The organism is Sutcliffiella cohnii (assembly GCF_002250055.1).
Taxonomy (GTDB): domain Bacteria; phylum Bacillota; class Bacilli; order Bacillales; family Bacillaceae_I; genus Sutcliffiella; species Sutcliffiella cohnii.
Genome location: NZ_CP018866.1, coordinates 846,060 through 872,080, shown reverse-complemented (window position 1 = coordinate 872,080; position 26,021 = coordinate 846,060). Strand labels below are relative to the sequence as shown.

Sequence of the window (26,021 nt, the reverse complement as noted above, 5' to 3'; positions counted from 1 at the left end):
AAAAAACTAGATGTATCTTTATGAATGTGAGGATAAATTTAACTATTTGTCGTAATATCCTCTTTTATATAGTACTCACTATACTTATTATATAGGGCTTTTTTATCAATTTTCCCAACGGGTGTTACTGGAATTGTGTCTAAAATAAAAAATTGTTTCGGTACTTTGTAAGACGCTAACAGTCGTTTACATAATGACGTAATTTTGCAGTCTGTTACGTGATCACGTAATGTAACGCAAGCGACTACTGCTTCTCCCCATTTCGGATGTGGTATGCCGAATACAACCACTTCTTTTACGGCGTCTACTTTTAAAATACTTTGTTCCACCTCTGTTGGATATACATTTTCCCCACCAGTTATAATCATTTCTTTTTTTCTACCAACTATATAATAATAACCTTCTTCATCTTTTTTCGCTAAATCTCCGGTTTTTAACCATTCACCATTTTTAGCCTTATTCGTTTCAAATTCGTTATTCCAATACTGAAGAAATAAGTGGTTTCCTCGTATCCATAGTTCGCCAACTTCATTCGCACCCAATTCTTGTTCTTTTTCATTCATTATTTTAACATCATTGTAAAACATCGGCTTTCCTACTGAACCAATTTTTTTATACACATCCTGTGGCTCTATGAAAAAATTATTAGGACCAGCTTCTGTTAACCCATACCCTTGTTTAAACAGTAAGCCTTTCTTTTTAAACGTTTCATAAATCGTTAATGGACAAGGTGCTCCACCTGATAGAAATGTATGTACCGACTTAAACTCATTCGTTTCGAAGGATGGTTGTTGTATCATCGAATAATACATCGTTGGAACCATTAAAATATTTGTACAACTATATTGGTTTAACACGTGTATAATGCTTTCTGCGTCAAATTGCTCCATAATGACAACTGTACCACCGATATATAAATGTGGAAGTGTTAAGGCATTTAATCCACCAGTGTGGAACAGTGGTATGCAAGTTAACGTAACGTCTTTACTGCTCAAATCCCAACTTATTATCGTATTTAATGCATTCGTCTCAATGGACTGAAACGATAACACGACACCTTTTGGCTTACCTGTTGTACCTCCCGTATAGATAATTGCTAGTGGATCGTTTTTTGAAAGCTCTGTTTTCATCACACTAAATGTATCTGTAAAGGTTATATCCTCTATATTAAAGCATTGGTAGTTTTTGAGGATTTGTTCATCAACCTCAATTTTATTAAAAAATAAACATGAGACACTACTATCACTTAAAATATAGCTAAGTTCGTTAACCGATAAACGTATATTAAGTGGAACAAATATCGCACCTATATTCGCACAGGCGAATAACAAGTCTAAATAACAAATATCGTTTTGTGATAATAGAGCAACTCTATCCCCTTTTTTTATACCTTTCGCTTGCAAAAGCTTACTGTAGCTTAAAGACCTTCTATATAATTGTTTATATGTCCATCGTTCTCCACTATTTGCATCAATAACAGCAATGTGTTCAGGAGTTAACTGGGATCGTTTTTTTAACCATAAGCACTCATTCGACACAGCGATCTCTCCTCTACTCTAATAGAAATTACATTTACTATAAGGGTAGAAGGTTACAATACAGTTACATTATAATTTGTATTGACTTCTAAGTAATTTTCGATAGGCTTATAGTGTAATCAATCAGTCAGAAGTTTGGTGAAAAAATGAAGCAACTATTATTAAAAGGTTTATTTCTCGGAGTTGGGGCAACGATTCAAGGGTTAGCGATGGCTCTCTTTTTGTTCCCACATTTTATTCCTTCCGGCGGGGCTGCTAGTGTAGGGGTATTATTGTATTACTTATTACAAGTACCTTACGGAATTACGTTGTGGGTCCTAAATGCAAGTTTACTTTTTATTGCATTTAAATGGCTTGGAAAGAATAATGCTTTATGGACATTATTTTGTGTATCGGTTACGTCATTTACTATTTCGTACATAACCCCTTTTATTCATGGGACGATATCGTATGTTTTCGTCGATTTAGTTTTTGGGGCTATCCTTTTCGGCATCGGGATTGGCATGCTGTTTCGGTTAGGTGCTTCTTCTGGAGGAATGGATATACTTGCGCTAATTATTTCAAAGCATAAAAGAATTACACCAGGTAAAACATTGTTTTGTATTAACACGTCCCTACTACTTCTTACATCATTCGTAGTAGATTGGCGAATCTTAATTTACGCTGTTTCCAGCCAGTTCATTAGCACAAAAATATTAGACATAGTTAACACCATTAACTTCGCAAATAAAACAGAGAAAGCAACAGAACAGAAACGAATTGCTTAGGTTACTACATACATAAAAACCCATTCCTTTTATGGAATGGGTTTTTTTCACATCATGATGCCACCATCAACATGAAGGACGGTACCGTTTACGTAGTCTGATTCGTCAGATGCTAAATATAAATAGGCATTTGCAATATCTGAAGGTTGACCAAGTCTTTGTAGTGGAATCACTTGAATTAAGCTTTGGATTACCTTATCAGGTACGGTTGCTACCATGTTTGTTTCGATAAAACCAGGTGCAACAGCATTCACATTAATTCCTTTTCTACCAAACTCCTTTGCCCACGTTTTCGTCATCCCGACAACAGCTGCCTTTGAAGCCGCATAGTTCGTTTGGCCAACATTACCGTAAACACCAGATACACTTGAAGTATTGATAATTTTTCCTTTTCCTTGTTCAATCATATGAGGAACGACAGCTTGTGTACAATGGAAAACACCGTTAACATTCACATCCATTACTTTTTGGAAGTCAGATGCATCCATTTTTAAGAGCATAGAATCTCTCGTTATGCCAGCATTGTTAATAAGAATGTCGATTTTCCCCCAGCGTTCTTTTACACTATTAACCATTGATTGTACCTCGCTTTGTTCTGCAACATTTACTTGATAATATGCTGCTTCAAAACCGCTTGCAATCAATTCATTTGCTCTCTTTTCTCCTAATTCTTTATCATAGTCAACAAGTGCTACCTTTGCACCTTCTCTTCCGAATATAGTGGCAGCTTCTAATCCTAATCCGTTTGCTGCACCGGTAATAATTGCTACTTTTCCTTCTAACCTCATTGTACTTTTTCCTCCGTCATAAACATTGTTACTTCTTTTATTAATTTTGGTAAGTCATCGATTAATGGAGAATGTCCACATTTTTCAAGTTTCACAAATGTTGCAGCATCTCCAAAGTCTTCCACTAACTCATTCGTCATCGTTTCCGTAACTACTAAATCGTTTTCTCCCCATAATATTAATGTCGGGATGTTTATTTTCGAAACTTCCCCTGTTCCTTCAACTAAACCGTTGTGCTGATGACTAATATTAAAAGTATTTAATGCATGATATATTTCAGCTAAATTGCGTTGTGTGATCATATCATCTAAGTATTCATCATATTTATTTTCGTCCGGTTGTTTTGTTGTATAAATGACGGAATTCCAAACTAACTTTAATAATTCTTTATTTTTCGTATCATAAGCTGTTTGCATAACAATCGTACGACCTGGGTCTACCTTTATTTCATCGTATGAAGTTAAACGTTTCCCGATATCTATTTGGCCATCTTCTCCTGTACCAAAAAACGGGTAACCTCTAGTAGAAGCAGAAGCTAGTAGTATTAACTGCTCACAATATTGAGGATAGTTAATAACAAATTGCATACTTACAGCTCCACCTAACGACCAACCCATAATGGTAAATCGTGATAGTTGTAGCTCATCTACAAATAGCTTTATATCTTCAGCTAGATCCTTAATAGAATAAATTTTTTCATGATAGGTAGATTCTCCAAAACCTCTCATATCAATTGCTACAAGGTGGTAATCGCTTTCCATATTTTCTAATAAGACGTCCCAATGTTTAGAAGACGTCATGTTTCCGTGAACTAATAATAACGTTCTTCCGCTTCCTACTCTTTCACGATACCCAATTGTCTCCCCATTAGGTAATTTAACAGACTTCATTACTACTTCATTCATTGTAATGCCTCCTATTCTCCCCAACGAATCGTTGTCGCTCCCCAAGCATATCCAATTCCAGCACTAACTAATACAACGACATCTCCTTCTCTTACTTTGCCTTTTTCTACAGCTAGTTGAAGTGATAGAATTTGATCGATTTGACCAATATGTCCATATTCATTTAAATAAATAGATTGTTCATTTGATAACCCTAATTCTTTTAATACGTAATCATGTGCTGACTTTTTCATATGCAAAATTCCTAAGTAGTTTACATCTTTTTCTGTTAAACTACTTTTTCTTAACGATTCTCTTATACAATATAAAAAATTTTGCATCGATTTTTGTTCAAGCCTCATTTTCATGCCTTCAGGGTCTAACACATCTAATTTATTTAAATTTTGCTGTAAAGCAGACTCTGTTATTGGATGTTTCGTTCCACCTGCAACTACTACTACATCTTCAGAAAAGGAACCGTCCGTCATAATATGGGATGCTAGCACTTGATTTTCCAAATATCCTTTTTGGAGTATAATTGCTCCACCACCCGCAGCTAAATTATTCATGAAGCGAGTTCTCGGATTTTCGTAGTCGATGTAATCAACATTTCGATATCCACCTGCGAGCAATACTGTTTTTACATTTTCATCCGCAACCATCATGTCCCGGGCAACTTTTAATCCCATAATCGTTGTACCGCAACGTAATGCCATATCAAAACAGTATGCATTTGTTGCACCTAATGCTTGTTGCATATAAATAGCAGCTGTCCATAATGGATATTCTTTATGTTCTTCTCCAATGTAAATGATCAAGTCTATTTCTTTAGCATCCATGTTTGCCTTTTCCAAAGCCTGTTCTGCCGCTAATATTCCCATTTTACACGTATGATCTTCTTCTGCTGGGATTGGTTTTTTTACGATTCCCATTTTTTCTTCGACTACTTTTATAGGTATTCCAGCTTTCTCTCCAATTTCCCTGCTTGTCATGAATTTTTTTGGAATATAAATTCCAGTACTTACAATACCAATTGATGTCAATTCTATCACCTGCTCAATATTGAATTCATATATTCATAAGCTTCTTCTAACGTTTTAAACGACGCCACTTCTTCTTTTTGAACATGGCTAACCATAATACGCCAAATATATTGATTATTTGCTGTGTCCATCACACGTGAGCATCGTAAAACGAAAGACGCTACTTCTGTGGAAGTATGCAAGATAGTTAAGCCTCCTTCTTATCCAGATATGTTTTTCTTCTCCTCTATTACTTTTTTATTTCTAACCGAACGCTTTTCCCGCCAATTCCGGAATGTACCGACAATCCCTTGAGGGAAGAACATTACAACGAGGATGTATAGGATACCGAAGAAAATTAACCATCTCTCAAAAATCCAATGTACTTTTGCTAGTCCTGTTAACCAATGATGTGCAAATTCAATTAAACCGGCACCGATGATAGCACCTACTAACGTACCGACACCACCGATAATCGTCATTAATAAAGCATCTAAAGAGACCTCAACTGCTAATACACTCGTATTAACGAACCGAAGGGTAAGTACGTATAAACTACCCGCTACACTGGCAAAAACACCGGCAACTACACTGGCAATAACTTTATAATGTAATACGTTATATCCTAATGATTCTACTCTAGGCTCGTTTTCTCTTATTGCTTGAAGTACTTTACCAAGCGGAGAATTGGTAAAGCGATTTAGTAGTAGAAAAACTAAAGCCATCGTTATGAGCGCGATAAAGTACAGTGTCATTCGGTCACGAAGCGGATCTGGAATAGAGAAAGTAAATCCGTCATTCCCATAAGTAACAGATCTCCACTTTTCAGCTAATACTAAAAACAGTCCTGAAAATGCTAGTGTTAGCATGGCATAAAAGTGACTTTTTAATCGAAGGGACAGTATTCCTAATAAATAACTCACTAGCCCTGATAGAACTGCCGCTAACACAATCGCTAAAAGCAGTACGGGAATGGTACTATCTATTTGTTTCATTAAAATTCCTGTGGAGTACGCACCGATACCGAAAAACATTGCGTGACCGAATGAAACGATACCTGTGTATCCAAGTAAAATGTCATAACTCATCGCAAAAATACCAAACAGAAAAATTTGCGTAAACATAATTAATAGAGTTCTAGAGTCTGTGACGAAAGGTATGCATAATAAAGCAACAAAAATTAAGCCGTATAACATATTTTTTCTATCCATTGTTTGTATCATTTCATCACCCCTTTGCTCCAAACAAGCCTTGTGGACGGAAGACTAACACGATGACCATTAATAACATATTTACCGCTAGAGACAGCGCTGGGACATAATAAGCCATGAACGATCCACAGACACCTACTAAGATGGCAGCAAATAGAGATCCTTTTATATTGCCCATTCCACCAATAACTACAACGATAAATGCTAGAATTCCAAATTCCATTCCCATTTCAGCATAAATAACACCTGAATATGGTCCTAGTAATATTCCTCCAAGTGCTGCCATAGCTGCACCTACCATAAATACATACATAAATACTTTTTTAATATTAATGCCTAGTGCTTGAACCATTTCTTTATTAATAACTCCCGCACGTACGATTAATCCTATTTTCGTATTTTTCAAAATGTAACGAATGAGGAAAAATACGATAAACCCAACTGCAATGATAAATAGGCGATATTTTATAATGATAATATCTCCAAATTCCCAACTACCAGCTAAATAAGAAGGCGTTCTAGCACTTAACTGGTTCGGTCCCCAAACGACTTTTAGCATCTCACTTAAAACGATTAATACTCCAAGTGTAATTAAAATTTGTTGAATATGGTTTCCATATACAGGTTGGATAATATATTTTTCTAATACTAACCCTAGTAAAAGTCCGGTTATTATTGCAGCTAATATTCCGACAACGAAGCTACCAGTTGTTACATACGTCCAAATCCCAGCATAAGCTCCCCACGCAAATAATGCACCGTGACCAAAGTTCACTACATCCATTAGTCCAAAAATTAACGTTAAGCCAGCTGCAAGTAGGAATATTAACATTCCTGTCGCTAGACCATTTACTGCTAAATTCACTAAAACTTCCATCGTTTCACCGCCTCTTTATGCAATTCCTAAATAACGTTTACGCAACACTTCGTCTTCTTTTAATTCTTCCATCTTCCCGTTATGAACGGTTTTTCCATCATCAATGATGTAAAAAGTATCTCCAATCGTACTAGCCATATAAAAGTTTTGTTCCACTAGAACAATCGTCGTTTCCTTCTTCATTTCTTCTATCGACTCCATTACCTTTTCCACTACAATTGGAGCGAGCCCTTTACTCGGTTCATCAATAAGTAATAATTTACTATTATTAACATAAGCTCTAGCAATCGAAAGCATCTGCTTTTGACCACCACTTAAATGTCCACCCGCTTTTTTCCAAAATGTTTTTAAATCCGGAAAGAGATTTAATATCCAATCTAGTCTTTTTAATGTTTCGTCATCTTGCTTTTGCATCGCAACTTTCATATTTTCTTCGACTGTTAACTCTCCGAATATACCTTGATCCTCGGGCACATATCCGATCCCTAGGTTGGCAATTTCAAACGGTGCTTTTCCTTGAATTTCTGCTTCTTGGAAAATAACTTTTCCTGATCTCGGTTGATTTAAGCCCATAATGCTTCGTAACGTTGTCGTTTTTCCTGCTCCGTTTCTTCCAAGTAAAACCGTCACTTCACCTTCCATAGCTTGCAAATGAATGTCGTGTAAAATGTGATATTGCTCGATATACGTTTGTAATTGTTCTACTTTAAGAAGCGCTTTCATCATATAAGCCTCCTAAATATGCCGTTTGTACTGTTTCGTTATTCATAATTTCTTCTGGTGTTCCGTCTGCTAACAATTTTCCATTAAATAAAACAGTAATAGATTCCGATAAATCAAGAATCATGTCCATCTTGTGTTCGATTAACACGATTGTTCGATTTCCTTGTTTTTTAATGTTTTTTATTACTTCTAAAATGGCTGGGACTTCCTCAATAGACATCCCTGCTGTCGGTTCGTCTAATAATAATATTTCGGTTTCTAACGCTAATAACATAGCAATTTCTAGTTTTCGTTTTTCACCGTGCGCTAAGTTTTTCGCAATCACATTTGCCTTTTCATCTAAAAATACCATCGATAACCATTCCAACGCTTTGTCTTGAAAAGATCGAAAAGATAGAAAATGAGAAAGCATATTGTAACGAACTCCAGCTTGAGACTGGACAGCAAGTCGAACATTTTCTAACACTGTTAAATTTGGGAACACATTTGTAATTTGGAATGATCTCCCTATCCCTTTTCTCGTACGCATAGTAGGAGATAGTTTTGTAATGTCTTCACCTTTAAAAAGTATGTTTCCTTCACTTGCTTGTAATTGGCCACTTAACAAATTGAAGAACGTTGTTTTTCCAGCTCCATTTGGTCCAATGATTGATTTAAACTCATTTTCTTTTACTGTAAAATTCACTTTATTTACTGCTATATGTCCACCAAAAGCGATCGTTAAATCACTCGTTTGTAATATTGGTTCCATCTTCCTCCTCCTTACATTTTCAGGATGAATAGCGAAGGAACTTTAGAGGAAAACATTCTCCAAAGTTCCTATTACTTTTTTCTACTTATTTCTAATAGGTGGAGCTGTTTCCTCTGGAGATAGTTCACGAATTAATACCGGAACTGGATAGTCTACTCCATCCACTTTTTCTAGACGAACCGCATATAAAGTTTGTAATGCTTGGTGATCATCAGGGCGGAATGTCATTTTTCCTTTCGGTGTATCAAAGCTCATACCTTCCATCGTTTCAATAAGTAAATCAGTATCTGTTTTCCCCTCTGTTTGCTTTAACGCTTCAACAATAGCTAACGCAGCAGTCATTCCTCCTGGAGTAAATAAATCTGGTACATCTCCATTAAATTTCTCTTTATGGTTTTCTACTAACCAATCGTTAATAGGGTTATCCGGTAACGTATGATAATAAACAGTGAATCCTTCCATTCCAACTAGTTGTTCCATTGTATATAGTGCGGGAATATCTGGTGCACCTGTTGAAATTTTAATACCTCTTTCTTGTACTCTCATATCAGCAATTTGATTCCATGGTGAGTTCGCACCAGCCCAGACAACAAATAAGTAATCAGGTTGTGCATCCAATATTTTTTGGATATTAGACGTAAAGTCTGTAGCTGTAGGATCTGCATATTCTTCTAATACAATCTCTGCTCCAAGTGCAACTGCAGCCTCTTTAAATGCAGAAACTCCGTCATGACCGAAAGAATAGTCAGGAGCAAACGTTGCAATTTTCACACCTTCACTAGCTATTGCTGCTGCACCTGCTACTGCATCTTGAGAAGAGTTACGTGCAGTACGGAAAACATACTTGTTCCAATCAGCACCCGTAACACTATCAGCCGCTGCTGGCTCTACAACCATAATTTTTTCGTATTCTTCAGCTAGAGGTAATACTGCTAACGTATCTCCAGAACTAGAAGATCCAACTAAGAAATCTACTTTATCATCCTCTAATAGTTTTGTAGCTTTTTGGATGGCTACTTCCGGTTTTGTTTCCGTATCCTCTACGATAAATTTAATTTTCTTACCCGCAACTTCCATTTTTCCGTCTGTTGCATATTCAAGACCTAATTCAAAACCTTGAACAGTTTGTTTACCATAACTTTCAAGTCCACCAGTTAATGATGCTAAAACGCCGATCGTAATCGTATCGTCGTCCCCACCACTTGATGAACTACTACAAGCAGATAAAACTAGAACACTCATACAAACTAAAAGAAATGCTAATTTGACTCTCTTCATCCTCTTTTCCCCCTCAAAAAACTAGTTATTTAACTGTACCGCTATCATACATCCCACTAGTTACAAATGAGTTACATAGAAAAGCGCAGGGCGTTTGGGTAGCGGCGTACAAACTGGACCTTTCCTGCCGGAGATATAGGAAACACTGCGAACGTAAGTGAGCAGATGTTGACTTATCGTACAGAAGGAAAGGGAAGTTTGATAGCCGCTAACGCCCGGAGCTAGACAAAGAAAAGCGCAGGCGGCTCGTTCAGGTCCAATCAAACTGGAGCTTTTCCGCAGGAGATATAGGAAACACGACGAACGAGAGTGAGTCGATGTTGACTTATCGTACGGAGGAAAAGTGAAGTTTGAGCCGGACCTAGCCGCCGGAGCTAGACAAAGAAAAGCGCAGGCGGCTCGTTCAGGTCCAATCAAACTGGAGCTTTTCCGCAGGAGATATAGGAAACACGACGAACGAGAGTGAGTCGATGTTGACTTATCGTACGGAGGAAAAGTGAAGTTTGAGCCGGACCTAGCCGCCGGAGCTAGACAAAGAAAAGCGCAGGCGGCTCGTTCAGGTCCAATCAAACTGGAGCTTTTCCGCAGGAGATATAGGAAACACGACGAACGAGAGTGAGTCGATGTTGACTTATCGTACGGAGGAAAAGTGAAGTTTGAGCCGGACCTAGCCGCCGGAGCTAGACAAAGAAAAGCGCAGGCGGCTCGTTCAGGTCCAATCAAACTGGAGCTTTTCCGCAGGAGATATAGGAAACACTGCGAGCTATAGCTAATGTTAACTTTGTTGCTGACTTTTGACTGGGCGTTGCACCATTTTGGCTCGGTGTTGCACCAGTTTGGGCATCCCGTTGCACCAGTTTTTCGGTTTGTTGCACCATGTTGATTTTGTTGCTGACTTTTGACCGGTCGTTGCACCATTTCTGCCCGGTATTGCACCATTTCGGGCTTCCCATTGCACCATTTTTCCGGTCTGTTGCACCGTGTGTTTTCTTCATCGTACAGATAGAAAGTTTGCTAGGGTTAATGCGCCGGAGCTAGACAAAGAAAAGCGGAGGCGGCTCGCTCAGGTCCAATCAATCTAGAGCGCTGGTTCCGGAAAAAAATAAAAAGCCATAGAATCTTTTGATTTTCTACGGCCTTCTACATGAGTGTATTTAGTTCGCTTTCCCCATAATTACTTCGTACATCTTTAATGTGGACTGCATCGGTTCTATTCCTAATTCTTCTGCTAGTTTTTCTTTACATTTCGCAAAATATTTCATCGCTTGTGGTCGGTTATTATTTTGATAATAGCAATACATGATAAGGCGATATGCCTCTTCCCACGTTTCATCTTTTTCTAATATTCTTTCACACCATTCGATGGCTTGATTGTAATCATTTTTACTAACTAATAGTTGTGCTAGCTTTTCGGCCGCTCGTAAAAAGTAGACTAATAGACGCTCTCTTTCTGTTAAGCACCAATCGGCATATTTTTGATCAGGTAAGAAATCTCCTTGATACATGTGAATCGCCTGTTGTAAGTATTGTAGTGATTGCTCTTTGTCTCTTGCTTCTAAACCAAGTCGTGCCCACTCTTCAAATACGACACAATCTATCGTGTATCCGCTGTGTAGATTTAACCCGTAGGAACTTCCTGTACGTTGAATAAAAAACGGTTCTTCTCTCGGCTTACGGTTAGGCTCTAGTACTTTATTTAATGTGTTTAATGCCACTTTAAAATCTCTTGTGACCGTTTTTTCCTCTTGATCTGGCCAAAGATTTGCAAAAATTTCTTCTTTCGGTATCATCCGCTTTCTTTCTGTTACAAATAACTCTAATAGCTCTTTTGCTTTCGCTCGTTGCCAGTCTCGTTCTTCCACTTCCTTTTGACCAAGCCATACCCGAAACGATCCAAGTGTTTGTATCCGTACCGTATATCCAGGATGGTTTTTCATATGTGAAAAGCCAAGTTCATTCAACAAAGAAGTAACATATGCACTATGAATATCTCGCTTTTGAGCTTCTAATAAAATCGGTGTGAATTGCTGTAAATCTTTCGGCCCAAATAACGTTTTCTTAAATAAAATAAACTCGTAATCTCCTGTTTGAACGTTAGATAAAAATAAACTAACAGCTTCTTCAAAAGACTCCCATTCTTCCATTTCGTAATAGTAAATGGCATTCCATAACGCTACCACTGTTATGCTGTACTGATCTCCACACTGTGTTAATATTTTCTCTGCGCGCAATTTATAGGCAAGTGCTTTATCATATTTTTTATTGATTAAAGACGAAATAAATAAGCATAAATAAATTAGCCCGGACAACCAGCTATCTCTTACTTGTTCCGTCTCTTTTAATGCTTCTTCACCACAAATAATTGATTTTTCGTATGCACCTTGATAGCCATATAACACACATAAACCCATGTTCGGCTCTGCTTTTCCACGTGATACATTCAGTTCTTCCATAATCATTAAAGCCGTTTCGTAGCATTCTTTTGCTAACGAAGGTACATACATGTCCATTAGTTGAGCAGCATGACCTAACCGTATCCATCCACACGCTTCCACGAAAGGGGCTTGTAGTTTTATTCCTTGTTTAATTGCTTTATCAGCTAACCGTTTTGCTTCTTCTGGATTTCCCATAAACGACTCTACTAATGAAAGAAGTAGCTCTGTTTCACGGTGCGATTGTGGTAAGTGCCAAGCACCTTCCTCTTTTTGCTTGGATAGTAGTTTCTTTCTTGCAGCATTTAACTTTCCTGAACGGAGCATTATTCTAGCCTCGAGATTCCCTTGTATCGTCATGGAATCAAGCTGTTTTACTTTTTCGAACCATTTTTGTGCCTTTACCGCTTGACCAGAATTAATTAAGTTCTCCGCCATTAAATAGTATAATTGTTGCTCTTCTTGGGTGTTAATCTCGTCTGATCCCTTCATTAATTGAATTGCCTCAGCTAAAGCGCGTTCTGCTCTAATTGGTTGGATTGTATCTAAATATATTTTTGTTATCCCGGCAAGAGAACGAATCATAACGAATGTGTCGTTTGCTTTGACCGCCATATTGTATGCTTCCCGATAGGACTGTTCTGCCTCCTCGTAGTAGCAACGGTAGCGATGAACCTCCCCTTCGTAAAACCACAATAAATATCTTTTATCTTTGATCCGTTTATCTATTTTCTTTAATTTTTCTAGTAAACTAGTTAGTTGGCCATATTCAATAAAACGGTTACCGTGCTGATGAATGATTGCCCCTACTTGTTCATAATCATTAATTTTTTCATAATGAGCAATTGCTTGGACGAACTCATCTTTCTGGACGTACCAACGAGCACATCGTTGTTGTAAATAATTATACTGACGAGCATCTTCCTTCAGTCTTCTTTCTAAAAACTCTTTAAAAAGCGCATGGTATCGATATTGCTCTTTCCCAATAGAGATGACAAAAACGCTCTTCTCGGATAAAGTTTTTAATAAATAATTGGAACCATTAATTCCTAAAACTTCATCACATAAGTCTCCAGTCATCACGTCAAAAATGGACGTTTGTTCTAAAAACTGCTGTACCATTGGGGTTTGTTTCATGAACACTTCATTCGCTAAATACTTAAATAAATCTTCTAGAGATTGAAGATGGTCAATTTGAAAAGAGTCTAATTCCATTTCTGTTTCAGAAAGACTTTGCGTTAATAGTCCTATTGCCATAACCCAACCTTCTGAAATTTTATAAATAAATTCGATTAACTCTTCCGAAAGGTCTAAACCAAAAATATCTTGTATTAATACTTCCACTTCTTCTTTTGAAAACACTAAATCGGTTTCATTCAGTTCGAGCATTTCATTTTTAACCTTCATTGGCGTAATAACTTCCCACGTCGGTTTCGTCCTAGTAATAAACACAATATGTAGGTTGTTTGGTATATGCTGAAGTAGCCAACTAAACCATGTTTCAATGTCTTGGTTAGATTGGACGTATTGAAAATCATCTATTACTAAAACGATTGATTCGTTTAGCTCTGACAACTCGTTAATAAAGAAAGAACTAATATTCCTAACTTCTTCTTCCCGTAAGTATCGATCCATCGTTTGTAAGTACGTTAACATTTTATCGCCGAATTCAGGTACTTTTTGTTTAATTGCATGTACAATATAACGGATAAACGGAATAACTTCATCATCATAAGTTGAGACAGTGTACCAGCAAGTTTCATATTCGAAAAAAGGGACAAATGATGAAATGACTGTACTCTTCCCATAACCAGGACCTGCGTGAACAATCGTTGCTTTATAATTAGTAATCGCTTTCATTTTTCTCGTTATTTTTGCCCTTCTTAACACTAGGTGATTTTGAAATATTGGTGGGGATATTTTCGTTAATAGAATTGGATCGAGCGAGGACATATTGGGACCTCCTATTTTTTCTGAATACTCTTTATATTATATTTTACCATAAAGTTGAGCTAGTTTTTAAAAAGAGGACAACTTTTTCACGTTGTCCTCTCCTCTCTTATACTTCTAATAAAAGCGCTGCTCCCATGCCTCCGCCAACGCATAAAGAAGCAATCCCTTTTTGAAGTCTACTTCTTCTTAACTCATGAATAAGACTCACTACTATTCTAGTACCTGTGCACCCTACTGGATGACCTAGGCTAATCCCACTTCCATTAACATTCACCTGGTGTCGATTTAATTGAAGCTCTTTCTCGACCGCTATGTACTGTGCCGCAAAAGCTTCATTAATTTCGAATAGGTCTACATCTTCTAGCTCCCACTCTATTTTCGATAATGCACTTTTAATCGCTGGAACTGGACCAATCCCCATCAACGTCGGTTCTACACCGGAAACATGAAAACTACGAATTGTAGCTAATGGTGTTATTCCTTTTTCCTTCGCAACTTCTTCTGCCATTAGGACTACAGCTGCTGCACCATCATTTAAACTAGATGCATTACCAGCCGTAACGGTACCATCATCTCGGAAGGCCGGTCGTAAACTACTTAATTTATCTATGTTTAATGAAGATTTAGGTCCTTCGTCTACAGAAATAACTTTCTCTCCCCTTCTTTCTTTTAATACAAGTGGAACGATTTCACTCTCAAATATTCCACTCTCTATTGCAGCACTAGCACGTTGATGACTTAATAACGCTAGTTCATCTTGTTCTTCTCTCGTAATCTCATATTTATCTGCTACTCTCTCTGCTGTTTCCCCCATCATAATATGATGTATCGGGTCTTCAAGCACTTCCCAAACAGAATCATATATTTGTGAATGTTGTAATCTGCTACCCCAACGTTGATTTTTTAATAGGTATGGGCTAGAACTCATCGCTTCGACTCCTCCAGCAATAACAACGTCAGACATACCCGTTTGAATTTGCAAGGCTCCTGAAATAATAGCTTGTAGCCCTGATGCACATTGTCGTTGAATCGTATAACCTGTTACTTCTGGTGGTAAACCTGCTAGAAGTGCTGCTGTTCTTGCTGTATTAGGTTCATCTGTTCGTTGTATACATTGTCCTAATATCACTTCATTCACATCAGCTTTACTTACATTACTATCTTTTAACACAGCTTGAATTACAGGTACTATTAAATCTGTTGGTTTTAAATTTTTGAAAGCGCCTCCAAAAGTTCCAATCGGACTGCGGCGTGCTGCCGCAATGACTACATTTCTCAACATATACCCCTCCGTTAAGCAGTATTTATAGGTTATAGACTACTCAATTCCTCCCAATGGCCAATAACGCATATTCACTTTCCCAACGATATCATCCATTTTCACAAAACCAAAGTGTCTACTGTCATAACTACCTAATCTATTATCCCCAATAACAAACAGATGACCTTTCGGTACTACTTCTTCCCCAGTTAAATCTTTTAATGTAAAGTTACCAGTGAGATTGTTACGAATCATATTATCTTTTTGTTCCTTTATAAAGTTTTCATTAATTGCTTTATCATTTATATATAATACATCGTTTAAATATTCTATTTTTTCCCCTGGTAAACCAATGACTCTTTTGACGTAATGATCTGAGTTTTCTCCTTGCTTAAATACAACAATATCGAACCGCTTCGGCTCTTGTACATGATAAACAAACGTGTTGACTACTAATAAATTTCCTTCTTCTAATGTTGGCTTCATCGAATGTCCCTCGACTACATAATTCGAAAAGAAGCATATTCTTAATAAAATTAAGAAGAAAAAAGATAAAAAAACTACTCTCCATTTGGTTATTTTGAAACGATTTTTGTTTTTCAACCGTCTTTCCTCCAAAATAGATTGTTTATTTATCCATATCGTAACATCTTCCCTAATAGTCTGACTACTTCTTTTTTCCTATTCGTCTCCAATTTTTATAGAATTTTGTAATTTTTTCTCTACAATTTTTCCTATGTACCATAATACAAACATTATAGTTAACGTAATCGCAGTTTTTATCGGTTCTCTAATAAATGAAACGATATCGTACCCTATGTAGCTTATCGTAAAGATCATAACCATTTTCCCTGCAACGAGGGCTAGAAAGAATGTATGATATTTCATTTTTGATAACCCCGCAACTACGTTAATTAAAAATGATGGCGTGAAAGGAAAGCAGAAGAGTAAAAAAATAGGTCCAAAACCGTGTCTTTCAATCCAACTCATCGTACTTTTCACTTTTTCTTTTTCCAAAAACTTCTTTACCCAAGGTCGATTTCTTAATTTTTTTACAATTAAGAAGACGATACTTGCCCCTACAACTGTACCTGTCCAAGAAATAAGAAATCCGTACCACAGTCCAAATGCAGCAGCATTGGCCATTACAATTACAATTAACGGTAAAAAGGGTAAAAAGGCTTCTAACACTACTAGAAAAAAGCCTGGAAGCGGTCCAAACGATTTATATTCATGCAATACATCTAATATATTTTCTAAGGTGAGCAATTCTTTTAATGTCTCTATTATTTCCATTATGTAACTCCTACTTTTTATAATAATCTCATTATTTATTTATTTTACACCTTTTTATAGACAGAATAAAACGGAAAAGACTAATTCGATATATAGAATTAGCCTTCTTACATTTTGGGTATCTACATTAGCTCGTATTTTTATAGAGTAATTTGTTTATGTCTGTAATTTTGTTCTTTCCTGTGTTTTAAAGTCAAGATGATACAGTTCTACTCGTTCTGTTTGTTTGCTTATACATGCGATAGCTTCATGTATGTCTGTAATCATTGTCATTCCATAAATATGCTCCTGCTCTAAAACAATTGGATACATCGCTCCGTCCAATGAACCATAATAAATGCCATTACTGCCTTGATCCGTTACTAAAAAGTAAAAGCCTTCACTATCTTCTGTCCACAGTAAACCAGGGTTTACAGTAGCCCAGTGAAAATCTCCCTCTATTTCGTTACCGACTGAAATATCAAACTCACTCGTTAAGCAAGCTAATTCTGTATACCGAAAATGATATATCCATACTCTAGATATTGGCACACCTTTATTATCCTTCTCGTACCCGACAAACCCTAATTTTTCTCCGTCTGGAGACCAAGTAGTCGAAGTAAAGAATCCATTACTATTCGTAAGTTTCCGTATTTCTTTCGTTTCTAATTCCAGTATGAATACGTCTACAACAGTTGTTGGTTGTGAAAATGCACAGGCAGAAAAAGCAATAAAACTTCCATCAGGTGACCAAACAACACTGTGATAGTTTCGGCATTCTCTTACTATAGGTGTTAATTCATTTGTTTTGACATTTAGTAAAACAAGCTCTTCTGCCACTTTAGGATTAGTACCAATAGTAGAGAAAACTAGCATCTCTCCACAAGGAGACCAAACTGGATTTCTTACTCCACTTTCACAATGCGTTAATTGTTTCGCTTCTCCCCTATTAACATCTTTTACATATATTTGGGGCAATTTTGTTCGGTCTGATACGAAAACAAGCTTGTCCTCATCTGGCGACCAACGTGGTGATACTGTTTGATTCTCTCCATCCGTAAAAGGCATTATCCCATGAATTAAGTCTCCAATAAATATGTTAGAAACATAATCATTCTTTTCTTCCGATATCGTTGTTTGCACGTAGGCAAACTTTCTGTTTCTTTTATTCCACTGTGGATCCATTACTAATTTCTCTCCACCTTGAAATCCTCGTTTTTCTTTGCTCATACGTTGTACTCCTTTAGACCCGTTAATAGAGTTTTACTTTTCCAATACCCTTTATTTAAGCATACAAAGTTAATTAATATTATAAAAGCAAAAATAAATTGCATAAAGGGTTGTTTATCGTATAAAATAATATCGAACACACGTTCTTTCTCTAAGGAGGGTTTTATATGACGAGACTTTCATCAAAACAAATTAGTTTGTTTGAACAAGCTATTTATCTTCCATTAATTTTAATCGTGTTAGAAAAAGATTTAAAACATATTGAATCTAGTCCATTAAAATTAAAAGAACCTTATACGCTATTTTTAGAAGACGTCATGAAGAAAGTACAAATCCAATTACGCGACGTTAAACAGACGATGAAAAAGGAAAACTTACGTTTACAAAAATTAAAACAAGACGACTCTTTTACGCTTTACGCCTTTTTATTTGATGGGTACGAGGAACACCATAATTATTTTAACCCACGCATTCGTAATAAAGTAAATGAGTTATTAACCTATTTTTTTCTGCAAAAAGATAAAAATCAGCATGCTAATGATAAATTGGAACCGAATTAGACTGTTCCGTTTTTAATGATATATGCAATTCATTTTGACTATTTATACTAGCGTAAAATACATCATGAACGTTAGCTATTTTTTCTTGTAATAGTTTTTGGCGTAACCACGCTTCATTCAGCCCTTGGTATTCAAGGGCATCTACATACAAATTTCCTTCCAAAATAACAGGGATTTCAATTCCAGACTCCGGAACGTTCGTTAATACGTGTTCCGTACGAACATGCTCTTTTGGTGAGATGAGCTTTACCGATAACTCACCATTAGATTCAATAAACGCTAATTGAACATCCGCAACATGAAATACATCTTTTTGGCGTAACATTTGCAGTACATTATCAATTGAATAATTGATCTTCTTCATGTTTTCTACTAAAAATTTCCCATTATGAACGACAAGTGTCGGTTCAAATGTTAACAGTCTTCCAATTGTACGATTTCTAATTTTCCAACGAACAATTATCTTTTGTAAAATAGCTATAGAAATAATGGCTCCAATAGTATGTACATGATTGATATTCGGATCTGCGATATCTGCACCAACGACCGAACCTAGAGTTAACACTACGAGAAAATCAAAAATTGGTAGCTCACCTATAGATCTTTTCCCCATATATATGCCTACAAGCAGCATAAGCGGCAAAATTGTAAAAATCCGAAAATTAAATCAGTAAAAAGTTCCAACGTATGAGACCTCCTTTCCTTATAGGTTTTTTCAAGGTGAAGGACTTCATTCGTTGGAACCGTAAAAACTTCCATTAATTCATTATTTTTTCTTTATACGTTGTGCTGAACTTGTATAGAAGAAGAATGGCCTCTCTGCAACATTAATCAATTGTTGCTTTTGTCTTAATTTAAATCGTAAATGAGAAGTTCTTAAAATTTGAGTTTTAAATGATTTTAATGACATTGGTATTTGTAGTGTTTTATTATTAGATAAATAGGCAATAGTATCGCCGTATTCATTAGCTTTTGAATCAATAATATGGTCAGGACAAATCCACATGCACTCCATCTTTCGTGGTGACATCGTTGGGAAAAAGAACAGTTCCTCCGCTAAGTTAATAACAATAGGTTGCTTGTGAGTAATTCCAGTTATAACTTTCGTCGATTCTTGACTGCCTTGTAAGCTTGTACCTGAATACCAACAGTTTTGATTGATAATATACTTCGGGTGCTGCTCCACTAAATACTCTCCGTCTGTTTCTATCACTCTCGAAATCCATACTTTATTTACTTTTTCCGGTACGATAGCGATAGTGTTTTGATTAATTAAATATTCTTTCTTCACACTAATCTTCCTTTCACTATTTTTTAAACAATACCAATAAAGTAAAATTTAATACAAATCAAGAAAATAATACCATATTACTACATCTTTTTGCACATTATTTTATAAAATTACAAATTATAATTATAGTTCGACAAAACAATTGATTGTGGATGCATCCAAAACGGGTAAGGATTCTTGCTGACATTTGCACTCGGTTAAATATTTTCTAAAAATTTAAAATATTATTGATTTTATTTAGCGAACTCCATATAATATAAAAAAGGCCTCGAGGTGAAAGACTCATGAAAAATGAAAAGTCTTATACGGAGTTAATGAAGTCGAAAGCCCAAGAGAAACGAGTGTCACGGGAAAGTTTTATGGTAAATATGTATGTTCAGATGGTAATTGACGAGGCAATTTTCTTATTTCAGAAGCAACGGTTTTTAGAAAAAATTGACGCTGCTATCGATGCGAATAACAAAGTATTATTTCAATCTTTAAGTGCTGAATATCAGGCGTTTGTTCACCAGTGGGAAAAATAGTAAAAAAGAAGCCTAATTTGGCTTCTTTTTCATTTGATTAAATCTGATGTGGAGGGTGAACCGTGAGTGGAACGGAGCGGAAGACACTTGACTCCTCGAAAATGCTATCGCATTTTCTTCGTGCGATGTAATGCTGCCGAAGCCTTCCTTGTCCTGCGGGATGTAGAGGGAAGGTCGAGACCCCACAGGCGCAGCCGAGGAGGCTCGAATCCACGAAAAGCGGAAGCGCATCAATCTGGCCCGTACAAACTGGAGCAGTCCGGTAGGAGATAAAGGAAACACAACGAAACGTTAGTTGAGTTGATGTTGACTTATCGTACGGACGGACTGGGAAGTTTGATAGGGCCAATGCGCTGGAGCTAGACATCTCCCCGCGGCGACGCACAGGACGTGCTAGTGTCGACCTTTCGACAGGACGTCGCGGTACGGTCGACCAAGCAAGTGTCTGCAGCGAAGTGAAACGGACTAACTTAAAGCCAATCTAGAAAGTGAAAACCATTATACTGTTCAAGAATGAACCTACTTGTACAAAATTTCACTTGCATGGGTGTCCCCCCTGAAAATAGCATACATATAAGTTAGTTCATTCTATAATGTTCGACTAGAGAGCCAACAGATTGTTAGTTTGTTTCTTCCGTATAGTTCTGAATAAAATGGATACGATCTACCATTGGTGGATGTGTGTATCGAAAGATTTTTATTAACGTTGGTGGGTTAACCTCGCTCAGACCAGCTTTCGTTATTTCTTGAAAAGCACCAATTGCAGCATCTTGATTACCAGTTAGTTCAATCGCATAAACATCAGCTGTATGTTCCATATGCCTTGAAACATAATTCGTAACAGGGCTAGCTGCGAATAAAATAACAGAAATTAATAACAACAATATCGGCAAAGATGCGAATTCTTCCATTCTCTGTATACGCATCTGTCTTCCCCACTTTTTAAGCATAAGCTTTGTCAGCCGGTATACGAGATAAAATACACCAAGAGAAAAAACAATGTACCCCGTAACTCCCAGTGTAACGTGGTGCAATACGTAATGACCCAGTTCATGTGCCATAATAAATAATATTTCCTCTTCATGCAGCCGTTGTAACAGGGTATCCCACAACACAATTCTAGAATTACCACCTACACCAGTTACATAAGCATTGATGGAGTTCGTTTTTTCGGACATGTTTACTTCCCAAACTCGATCAGCACTAACATCCACTTCACTTGCAAGGGCTAAAATTTTCTCCTCAAGCTGTTTATCTTTCATTGGATAAAAATCGTTATATAAAGGGTCAATCAACACAGGTTGAATGTACATGAAGAAAAAGACGAACGGAATAAATAAAATCCACGTAATAATCCACCAATATTTTTGAAATCGGCTCATTAAAAAATAAACAACGATAATGACAATCCATAGTAATACTAAACCTTCCCAAAAACTAATTAGCTGATCTTGAATCCAATCTGGTAAAGGTTGAATCGATATTTGGTATTGCCTAGCAAAATAATAACGGAAAAGCTTTAATGGCAAGATAGCTAGTGTTGTCCAAAATGAGAACCAAAAAATAAATATACCTGCTTGCAATATGCGAAATCTTGTAATTTTTTCAGCCCATTGTTGAAACGTTTTACTGAAGCCTAAAAATAAAATGGCTCCATAGACAAACCATTCGTAAGGATACGATAAAAAATAAAAGAAGTTACGTATTTTCGAATATTCGTTAGCTAACATTATCTCCTTTTCAGTCATAAATGTATGTGGATCTGCCCTCGTACCGATTAACTCTTGCGGTAGAGAACTATCTGCTATGTACCATAAATAAACGTATAGCATTATCGCATACACAATGAACGGAATGATTCCCCACTTCATCAACTTCTTCATTAGCATTTCTCCTATTGTCATAGTAGTAACCGTGGCATTCAAACAATGTTCATTCTTTTCTACATAAACCTATATAACTCCTTTTTTTCATCGCTTATGATAAAGGTGAAACTTTGTTACCGTCCGTTAACTACACTTAACATCCTTGATTCTATTGCAGGAAAGGAGAGATTGCGGTCGGTTACACCGATAGCTTACAAAATGTTAAAAAGAGGTGTTATGCATATGAAAAAATGGTATTGGGTTTGTGCTCTTATTCTTATTTTAAGTATTAGTAGTGGAATTTATTACTTTTCTGTTTATCGAGTCCATGCGATGGAATTACCCGAAAATATTATGCTAGAAACACATGATGGAGAAATCGTTTCTTTAAATGAAACTGGTAAAGTAAGAATACTAGAGTTCATATATACAAAATGCCCTGATATTTGTCCTGCAACTACCATCCATATGAATAATTTGAAAGAAGATTTACGTGCCCTTGGGATCACTGCTGATGATGTTGAATTTTTAACGATAACAATTGATTCAAAGCGAGATACAAAAGAGGTGCTTGCTTCATATGTTGAGACATTTAATATTGATACAAATGACGGATGGAAAGTATTACGTGGGAATGAAGAAGATATTCGTAGCTTAACGAACGAGTTAGAGTTTTATTATCAAGATCCAGGAAACGGAATGTTTACTCATACCTCTACAACTTATTTGCTAAATCAACAAAATCAAGTAGTTGAAATGTTCGGAATGGGAAATAAAGGATTCAAACCAGAAAAAGTATTACAAAGCATTAAAAAATTACTATAAAAAAATTTGGAGCTAGTAGCAGTTCTTACCCTGCTACTAGTAATGCATATAAGCTAACGATAGCAATAGAAGAGAGCACAACAATTATAATATTAGCTCCAAAATATGCAACAATAAACGCAGCAAAAACTCCGACAATTCCGTACCAAATATCTGGATTGATAGTAAAAACTCCAGGAATAATAAGGGCGCCTAAAATGGCAAAAGGAACGTTTTTTAGCACACCTTGTAAAAAAGGTGGTAGCTCTTTTCCTTGGAACATAATAAAGGGCAATAATCGTGGGAGATACGTAACAACCGCCATTCCTATAATCATCATAACAATCATACTATTCACGACTTATTTCCCTCCTTTTTTGTTCCACCCATTCAATACCGACAGCGCTAATTAAAGTTGCTACAATAATTGCCCAACCTTGTGCCATTTGAAGAACATGGACAAATAAAGCATTAAAAAGGGCAGCAGTAGCCGCTAGATAAATAACTTTACGACTTTTTTTCATTGATGGTACGAGTAACCCGACAAACATAGCATACAGCGCAATTGACATACTATCTTGTAAAGTAGTAGGTAAGCTTCCACCGACGATATGTCCAATTCCAGAAAAAACAACCCAGCTTGAATATGAAATAATTATGAGACCTAACATGTAACTAGTATGTAGTCTACCTTCATTTGTAGCTGCAACTGAAAAGGTTTCGTCCGTTATCCCAAAAGAATAAAGGGCTTTTTTCCACTTTTTATCGTTTTCTACTTTTTCATTTAACGTTGTACTCATTAAAAAGTGACGAATATTTACGATAAAAGTAGTCATGACAATTTCAAATACTCCCGTTCCAAGAGCAATCATATTGAGGGCCATGTATTGAGCAGCCCCTGCAAAAACAAAAATACTCATCATCAACGTTTCCATTAAGTTTAAATCGACCGATTTTGCAAGCAATCCAAATGTAAGAGCAACAGGCATATAGCCAATTGCAATCGTTACACCTGCTTGTAACCCTCTCCGAAAAGGTGTTGGATTGCTAACAAGCACCGATGAAGTTGCCATGTTTTTTCCCTCCTCTAATAGTTTAATTGTTTATTAATATACTAATCATTCAACTGAAAGTAAATAGGAAACTTTAACGCAATGCTATTAAAAAGCACTAAAGCTAATCAGTTGTCACTCTTTTTTAACACACATACTATCAAAATATTAGAATTTATATAAACTATTGAAAAAAACATGGTAAAATATAGCTACTTTTAACTTACTTGGAGGCCTCCAAATGATAGAACAACAAGAATACGATAGAATCTTAAAATATATGAAAGATATTGAATTCGCCTTAGATGTTTCTTCTATTGTTGCAATTGCTGATCGAACTGGAAAAATAACTTATGCAAATGATAAATTTTGTGAAATATCACAGTATCCCCGTTCTGAATTAATAGGGAAGGATCATAATATCGTTAACTCTAATTACCATCCGAAAGAGTTTTTCAAAGAAATGTGGAAAACAATTGGCTCGGGTAAGGTGTGGAAAGGCGAAATTAAAAATAAAACAAAAAACGGTAACTATTATTGGGTTGATACGACTATTGTTCCTTTTTTAGACGAAAATGGAAAAGTATATCAATATGTATCGATTCGAAATGATATTACAAAGCAAAAAGAAATGAGTGAACGAATAGAATATGCTGCCTACCATGATTCCATAACTGGACTACCGAACAAACGATATTTAGATGAACAACTCGAAAAAGAAATTGAAAAACATTATACAGAAAAATCACACTTCGCACTAATGTTTTTAGACTTGGATAATTTTAAATTAGTCAACGATACATTAGGTCATCATGAAGGAGATTTATTTCTGAAAGAGCTTGCTAATCAACTCATTTCTGCAAATATACGAGACTCATTTATCGCAAGAAGGAGTGGCGATGAATTTATTATCATTGTTAGGAATGTAAAAGAACAAAAAGAAATAGTCCAAGTAGCGAAAAAAGTACTTTCCATTTTTAATACTGGATTTGCTAAAAATAAAACATATAAAAATATAACAGGTAGCATTGGAGTAAGCGTCTTCCCTTGTAACGCAAACAATTCTCAAAAACTTATGCAAAAAGCAGATATTGCGATGTATCACGCAAAATCAAAAGGAAAGAATTGTTTAACATTCTATGAAAAAGATATGGATTTACAAACGAAAAAATTCTTCTCGATTAGCGAAAATATGAGACAAGATTTATATACGGACAAGTTCTCCCTTCATTATCAACCGCAATTTGACGCCCTTACAAAAGAACTCGTCGGTATTGAGGCACTTCTTCGATGGGAAGATAAAGATGGTAATAACATACCACCAAGCGTCTTTATCCCTATTGCCGAAGAATCCGATTTAATTGTTGATTTAGGTATATGGGTTTTAAGAAAGGCAACTTTTCAAAACGTAGAATGGCAACATAAAGGTTATCCGAAAGTCCCAATATCTGTGAATGTTTCCGTTAAGCAAATAAATAATCAAGATTTTATTGTGAAACTAAAGGAAATTTTGTATGAAAGTAGGCTCGAGCCAAAATATTTAAATCTTGAAATTACAGAAACATTTATGTACGAAAAAGAGAATGCAATGAATTTTATTAATGAGATTAAAAATTTAGGCATAAGTATCGCCATTGACGATTTTGGAACAGGTTACTCGTCCCTCCAATATTTAATTGACATGCCAATGGATGTTTTAAAGATTGACCGTGCGTTCGTTAAAGAAATTGAAAGTAATCCAACTAAGATGGGTTTATTGAAAGGTATTTTATCCATCGCCCAAACTTTAAATATTAAAACGGTTGCTGAAGGGGTAGAACTAGAAAAGCAATATGATTTATTAAAGGAAAATGGCTGTAATATTATACAAGGTTATTACTTTTCTAAACCGAAATCAAAAGATGAAATTGAAAGCCTTATATTTTCTAAATAGAA

At 36.1% G+C, this 26,021-nt stretch carries 25 protein-coding genes; 5 read left to right on the top strand and 20 right to left on the bottom strand.

What is annotated here, in order from left to right:
• Positions 1 to 38: 38 nt before the first annotated feature.
• Positions 39 to 1,538, bottom strand: a complete 1,500-nt coding sequence (locus tag BC6307_RS04200) for an AMP-binding protein (RefSeq protein WP_066420221.1) — start codon at positions 1,536 to 1,538, stop codon at positions 39 to 41.
• Between the two features lie 146 nt (positions 1,539 to 1,684).
• Here BC6307_RS04200 and BC6307_RS04195 point away from each other — a divergent pair, with 146 nt between their 5' ends.
• Entirely contained in the window at positions 1,685 to 2,305 is a 621-nt protein-coding gene (locus BC6307_RS04195; protein ID WP_066420222.1) for a YitT family protein, read from the top strand.
• A gap of 47 nt (positions 2,306 to 2,352) precedes the next feature.
• Here BC6307_RS04195 and fabG read toward each other — a convergent pair whose 3' ends face one another.
• The 14 genes from fabG to BC6307_RS04125 form a co-directional block, all read right to left on the bottom strand.
• A complete protein-coding gene (fabG, locus tag BC6307_RS04190; protein ID WP_066420225.1) occupies positions 2,353 to 3,093 on the bottom strand; it encodes a 3-oxoacyl-ACP reductase FabG in 741 nt (246 codons plus the stop codon).
• On the bottom strand, positions 3,090 to 3,998 hold the full coding sequence (gene phaZ, locus BC6307_RS04185; protein ID WP_066420227.1) for an intracellular short-chain-length polyhydroxyalkanoate depolymerase: 909 nt from the start codon (positions 3,996 to 3,998) through the stop codon (positions 3,090 to 3,092). The genes fabG and phaZ overlap by 4 nt, the downstream gene beginning before the upstream one ends.
• Positions 3,999 to 4,009: 11 nt before the next feature.
• Positions 4,010 to 5,020: a 3-oxoacyl-ACP synthase gene (locus tag BC6307_RS04180; RefSeq protein WP_084380679.1), complete on the bottom strand. Its 1,011-nt coding sequence runs from the start codon at positions 5,018 to 5,020 to the stop codon at positions 4,010 to 4,012.
• Between the two features lie 5 nt (positions 5,021 to 5,025).
• Complete coding sequence (locus BC6307_RS24705; RefSeq protein ID WP_157076703.1) at positions 5,026 to 5,202, bottom strand: hypothetical protein; 177 nt, start codon at positions 5,200 to 5,202, stop codon at positions 5,026 to 5,028.
• A gap of 18 nt (positions 5,203 to 5,220) precedes the next feature.
• The gene (locus BC6307_RS04175) at positions 5,221 to 6,222 is read right to left on the bottom strand and encodes a branched-chain amino acid ABC transporter permease (RefSeq protein ID WP_066420228.1); all 1,002 of its coding nucleotides are present in this window, start codon (positions 6,220 to 6,222) and stop codon (positions 5,221 to 5,223) included.
• 4 nt (positions 6,223 to 6,226) lie between these two features.
• Positions 6,227 to 7,087, bottom strand: a complete 861-nt coding sequence (locus BC6307_RS04170; protein ID WP_066420229.1) for a branched-chain amino acid ABC transporter permease — start codon at positions 7,085 to 7,087, stop codon at positions 6,227 to 6,229.
• A gap of 15 nt (positions 7,088 to 7,102) precedes the next feature.
• Positions 7,103 to 7,810, bottom strand: coding sequence for an ABC transporter ATP-binding protein (locus tag BC6307_RS04165; RefSeq protein ID WP_066420230.1), 708 nt, complete (start codon positions 7,808 to 7,810; stop codon positions 7,103 to 7,105).
• On the bottom strand, positions 7,794 to 8,561 hold the full coding sequence (locus BC6307_RS04160) for an ABC transporter ATP-binding protein (protein ID WP_066420231.1): 768 nt from the start codon (positions 8,559 to 8,561) through the stop codon (positions 7,794 to 7,796). The genes BC6307_RS04165 and BC6307_RS04160 overlap by 17 nt, the downstream gene beginning before the upstream one ends.
• An 81-nt stretch (positions 8,562 to 8,642) precedes the next feature.
• Positions 8,643 to 9,839 carry a substrate-binding domain-containing protein gene (locus BC6307_RS04155; protein ID WP_066420234.1) on the bottom strand — a complete coding sequence of 399 codons (1,197 nt, stop codon included), beginning with the start codon at positions 9,837 to 9,839 and terminating at the stop codon, positions 8,643 to 8,645.
• Positions 9,840 to 10,993: 1,154 nt separating this feature from the next.
• Positions 10,994 to 14,224, bottom strand: coding sequence for an AfsR/SARP family transcriptional regulator (locus BC6307_RS04145; RefSeq protein WP_066421252.1), 3,231 nt, complete (start codon positions 14,222 to 14,224; stop codon positions 10,994 to 10,996).
• A 106-nt stretch (positions 14,225 to 14,330) separates the two neighbouring features.
• Complete coding sequence (locus BC6307_RS04140; RefSeq protein ID WP_066421273.1) at positions 14,331 to 15,503, bottom strand: thiolase family protein; 1,173 nt, start codon at positions 15,501 to 15,503, stop codon at positions 14,331 to 14,333.
• 39 nt (positions 15,504 to 15,542) lie between these two features.
• Positions 15,543 to 16,088, bottom strand: coding sequence for a signal peptidase I (lepB, locus tag BC6307_RS04135; protein WP_066421255.1), 546 nt, complete (start codon positions 16,086 to 16,088; stop codon positions 15,543 to 15,545).
• Positions 16,089 to 16,166: 78 nt separating this feature from the next.
• Entirely contained in the window at positions 16,167 to 16,781 is a 615-nt protein-coding gene (locus tag BC6307_RS04130) for a TVP38/TMEM64 family protein (RefSeq protein WP_066421256.1), read from the bottom strand.
• Between the two features lie 156 nt (positions 16,782 to 16,937).
• Complete coding sequence (locus BC6307_RS04125) at positions 16,938 to 17,990, bottom strand: PD40 domain-containing protein (protein ID WP_066421259.1); 1,053 nt, start codon at positions 17,988 to 17,990, stop codon at positions 16,938 to 16,940.
• 167 nt (positions 17,991 to 18,157) lie between these two features.
• Between BC6307_RS04125 and BC6307_RS04120 the strand changes: the two genes are divergently transcribed.
• Positions 18,158 to 18,550 (top strand): YhjD family protein, encoded by a 393-nt coding sequence (locus BC6307_RS04120; protein ID WP_066421260.1) that lies wholly within the window; start codon positions 18,158 to 18,160, stop codon positions 18,548 to 18,550.
• Here BC6307_RS04120 and BC6307_RS04115 read toward each other — a convergent pair.
• Together BC6307_RS04115 and BC6307_RS04110 are read right to left on the bottom strand one after the other, a co-directional pair.
• Positions 18,525 to 19,163, bottom strand: a complete 639-nt coding sequence (locus BC6307_RS04115; protein WP_084380737.1) for a DUF421 domain-containing protein — start codon at positions 19,161 to 19,163, stop codon at positions 18,525 to 18,527. The genes BC6307_RS04120 and BC6307_RS04115 overlap by 26 nt on opposite strands.
• Before the next feature lie 153 nt (positions 19,164 to 19,316).
• A complete protein-coding gene (locus BC6307_RS04110) occupies positions 19,317 to 19,841 on the bottom strand; it encodes a competence protein ComK (RefSeq protein ID WP_066421263.1) in 525 nt (174 codons plus the stop codon).
• Between the two features lie 284 nt (positions 19,842 to 20,125).
• Here BC6307_RS04110 and BC6307_RS04105 point away from each other — a divergent pair, with 284 nt between their 5' ends.
• On the top strand, positions 20,126 to 20,365 hold the full coding sequence (locus tag BC6307_RS04105) for an IDEAL domain-containing protein (RefSeq protein ID WP_066421270.1): 240 nt from the start codon (positions 20,126 to 20,128) through the stop codon (positions 20,363 to 20,365).
• A gap of 620 nt (positions 20,366 to 20,985) precedes the next feature.
• On the opposite strand, the gene BC6307_RS04100 is transcribed toward BC6307_RS04105, so the two are convergent.
• Entirely contained in the window at positions 20,986 to 22,248 is a 1,263-nt protein-coding gene (locus tag BC6307_RS04100; protein ID WP_066420560.1) for a M48 family metallopeptidase, read from the bottom strand.
• A gap of 225 nt (positions 22,249 to 22,473) precedes the next feature.
• On the opposite strand from BC6307_RS04100, the gene BC6307_RS04095 reads away from it, so the two are divergent.
• The gene (locus tag BC6307_RS04095; RefSeq protein WP_157729273.1) at positions 22,474 to 23,055 is read left to right on the top strand and encodes an SCO family protein; all 582 of its coding nucleotides are present in this window, start codon (positions 22,474 to 22,476) and stop codon (positions 23,053 to 23,055) included.
• 25 nt (positions 23,056 to 23,080) lie between these two features.
• Here the strand turns inward: BC6307_RS04095 and BC6307_RS04090 are convergent, their stop codons facing one another.
• Both BC6307_RS04090 and BC6307_RS04085 read right to left on the bottom strand, forming a co-directional pair.
• Complete coding sequence (locus tag BC6307_RS04090) at positions 23,081 to 23,392, bottom strand: AzlD domain-containing protein (protein ID WP_066420556.1); 312 nt, start codon at positions 23,390 to 23,392, stop codon at positions 23,081 to 23,083.
• On the bottom strand, positions 23,385 to 24,107 hold the full coding sequence (locus BC6307_RS04085; RefSeq protein WP_066420554.1) for an AzlC family ABC transporter permease: 723 nt from the start codon (positions 24,105 to 24,107) through the stop codon (positions 23,385 to 23,387). The genes BC6307_RS04090 and BC6307_RS04085 overlap by 8 nt, the downstream gene beginning before the upstream one ends.
• 220 nt (positions 24,108 to 24,327) lie before the next feature.
• On the opposite strand from BC6307_RS04085, the gene BC6307_RS04080 reads away from it, so the two are divergent.
• Entirely contained in the window at positions 24,328 to 26,019 is a 1,692-nt protein-coding gene (locus BC6307_RS04080) for a sensor domain-containing protein (protein ID WP_066420552.1), read from the top strand.
• The last annotated feature ends 2 nt before the right edge of the window (positions 26,020 to 26,021 follow it).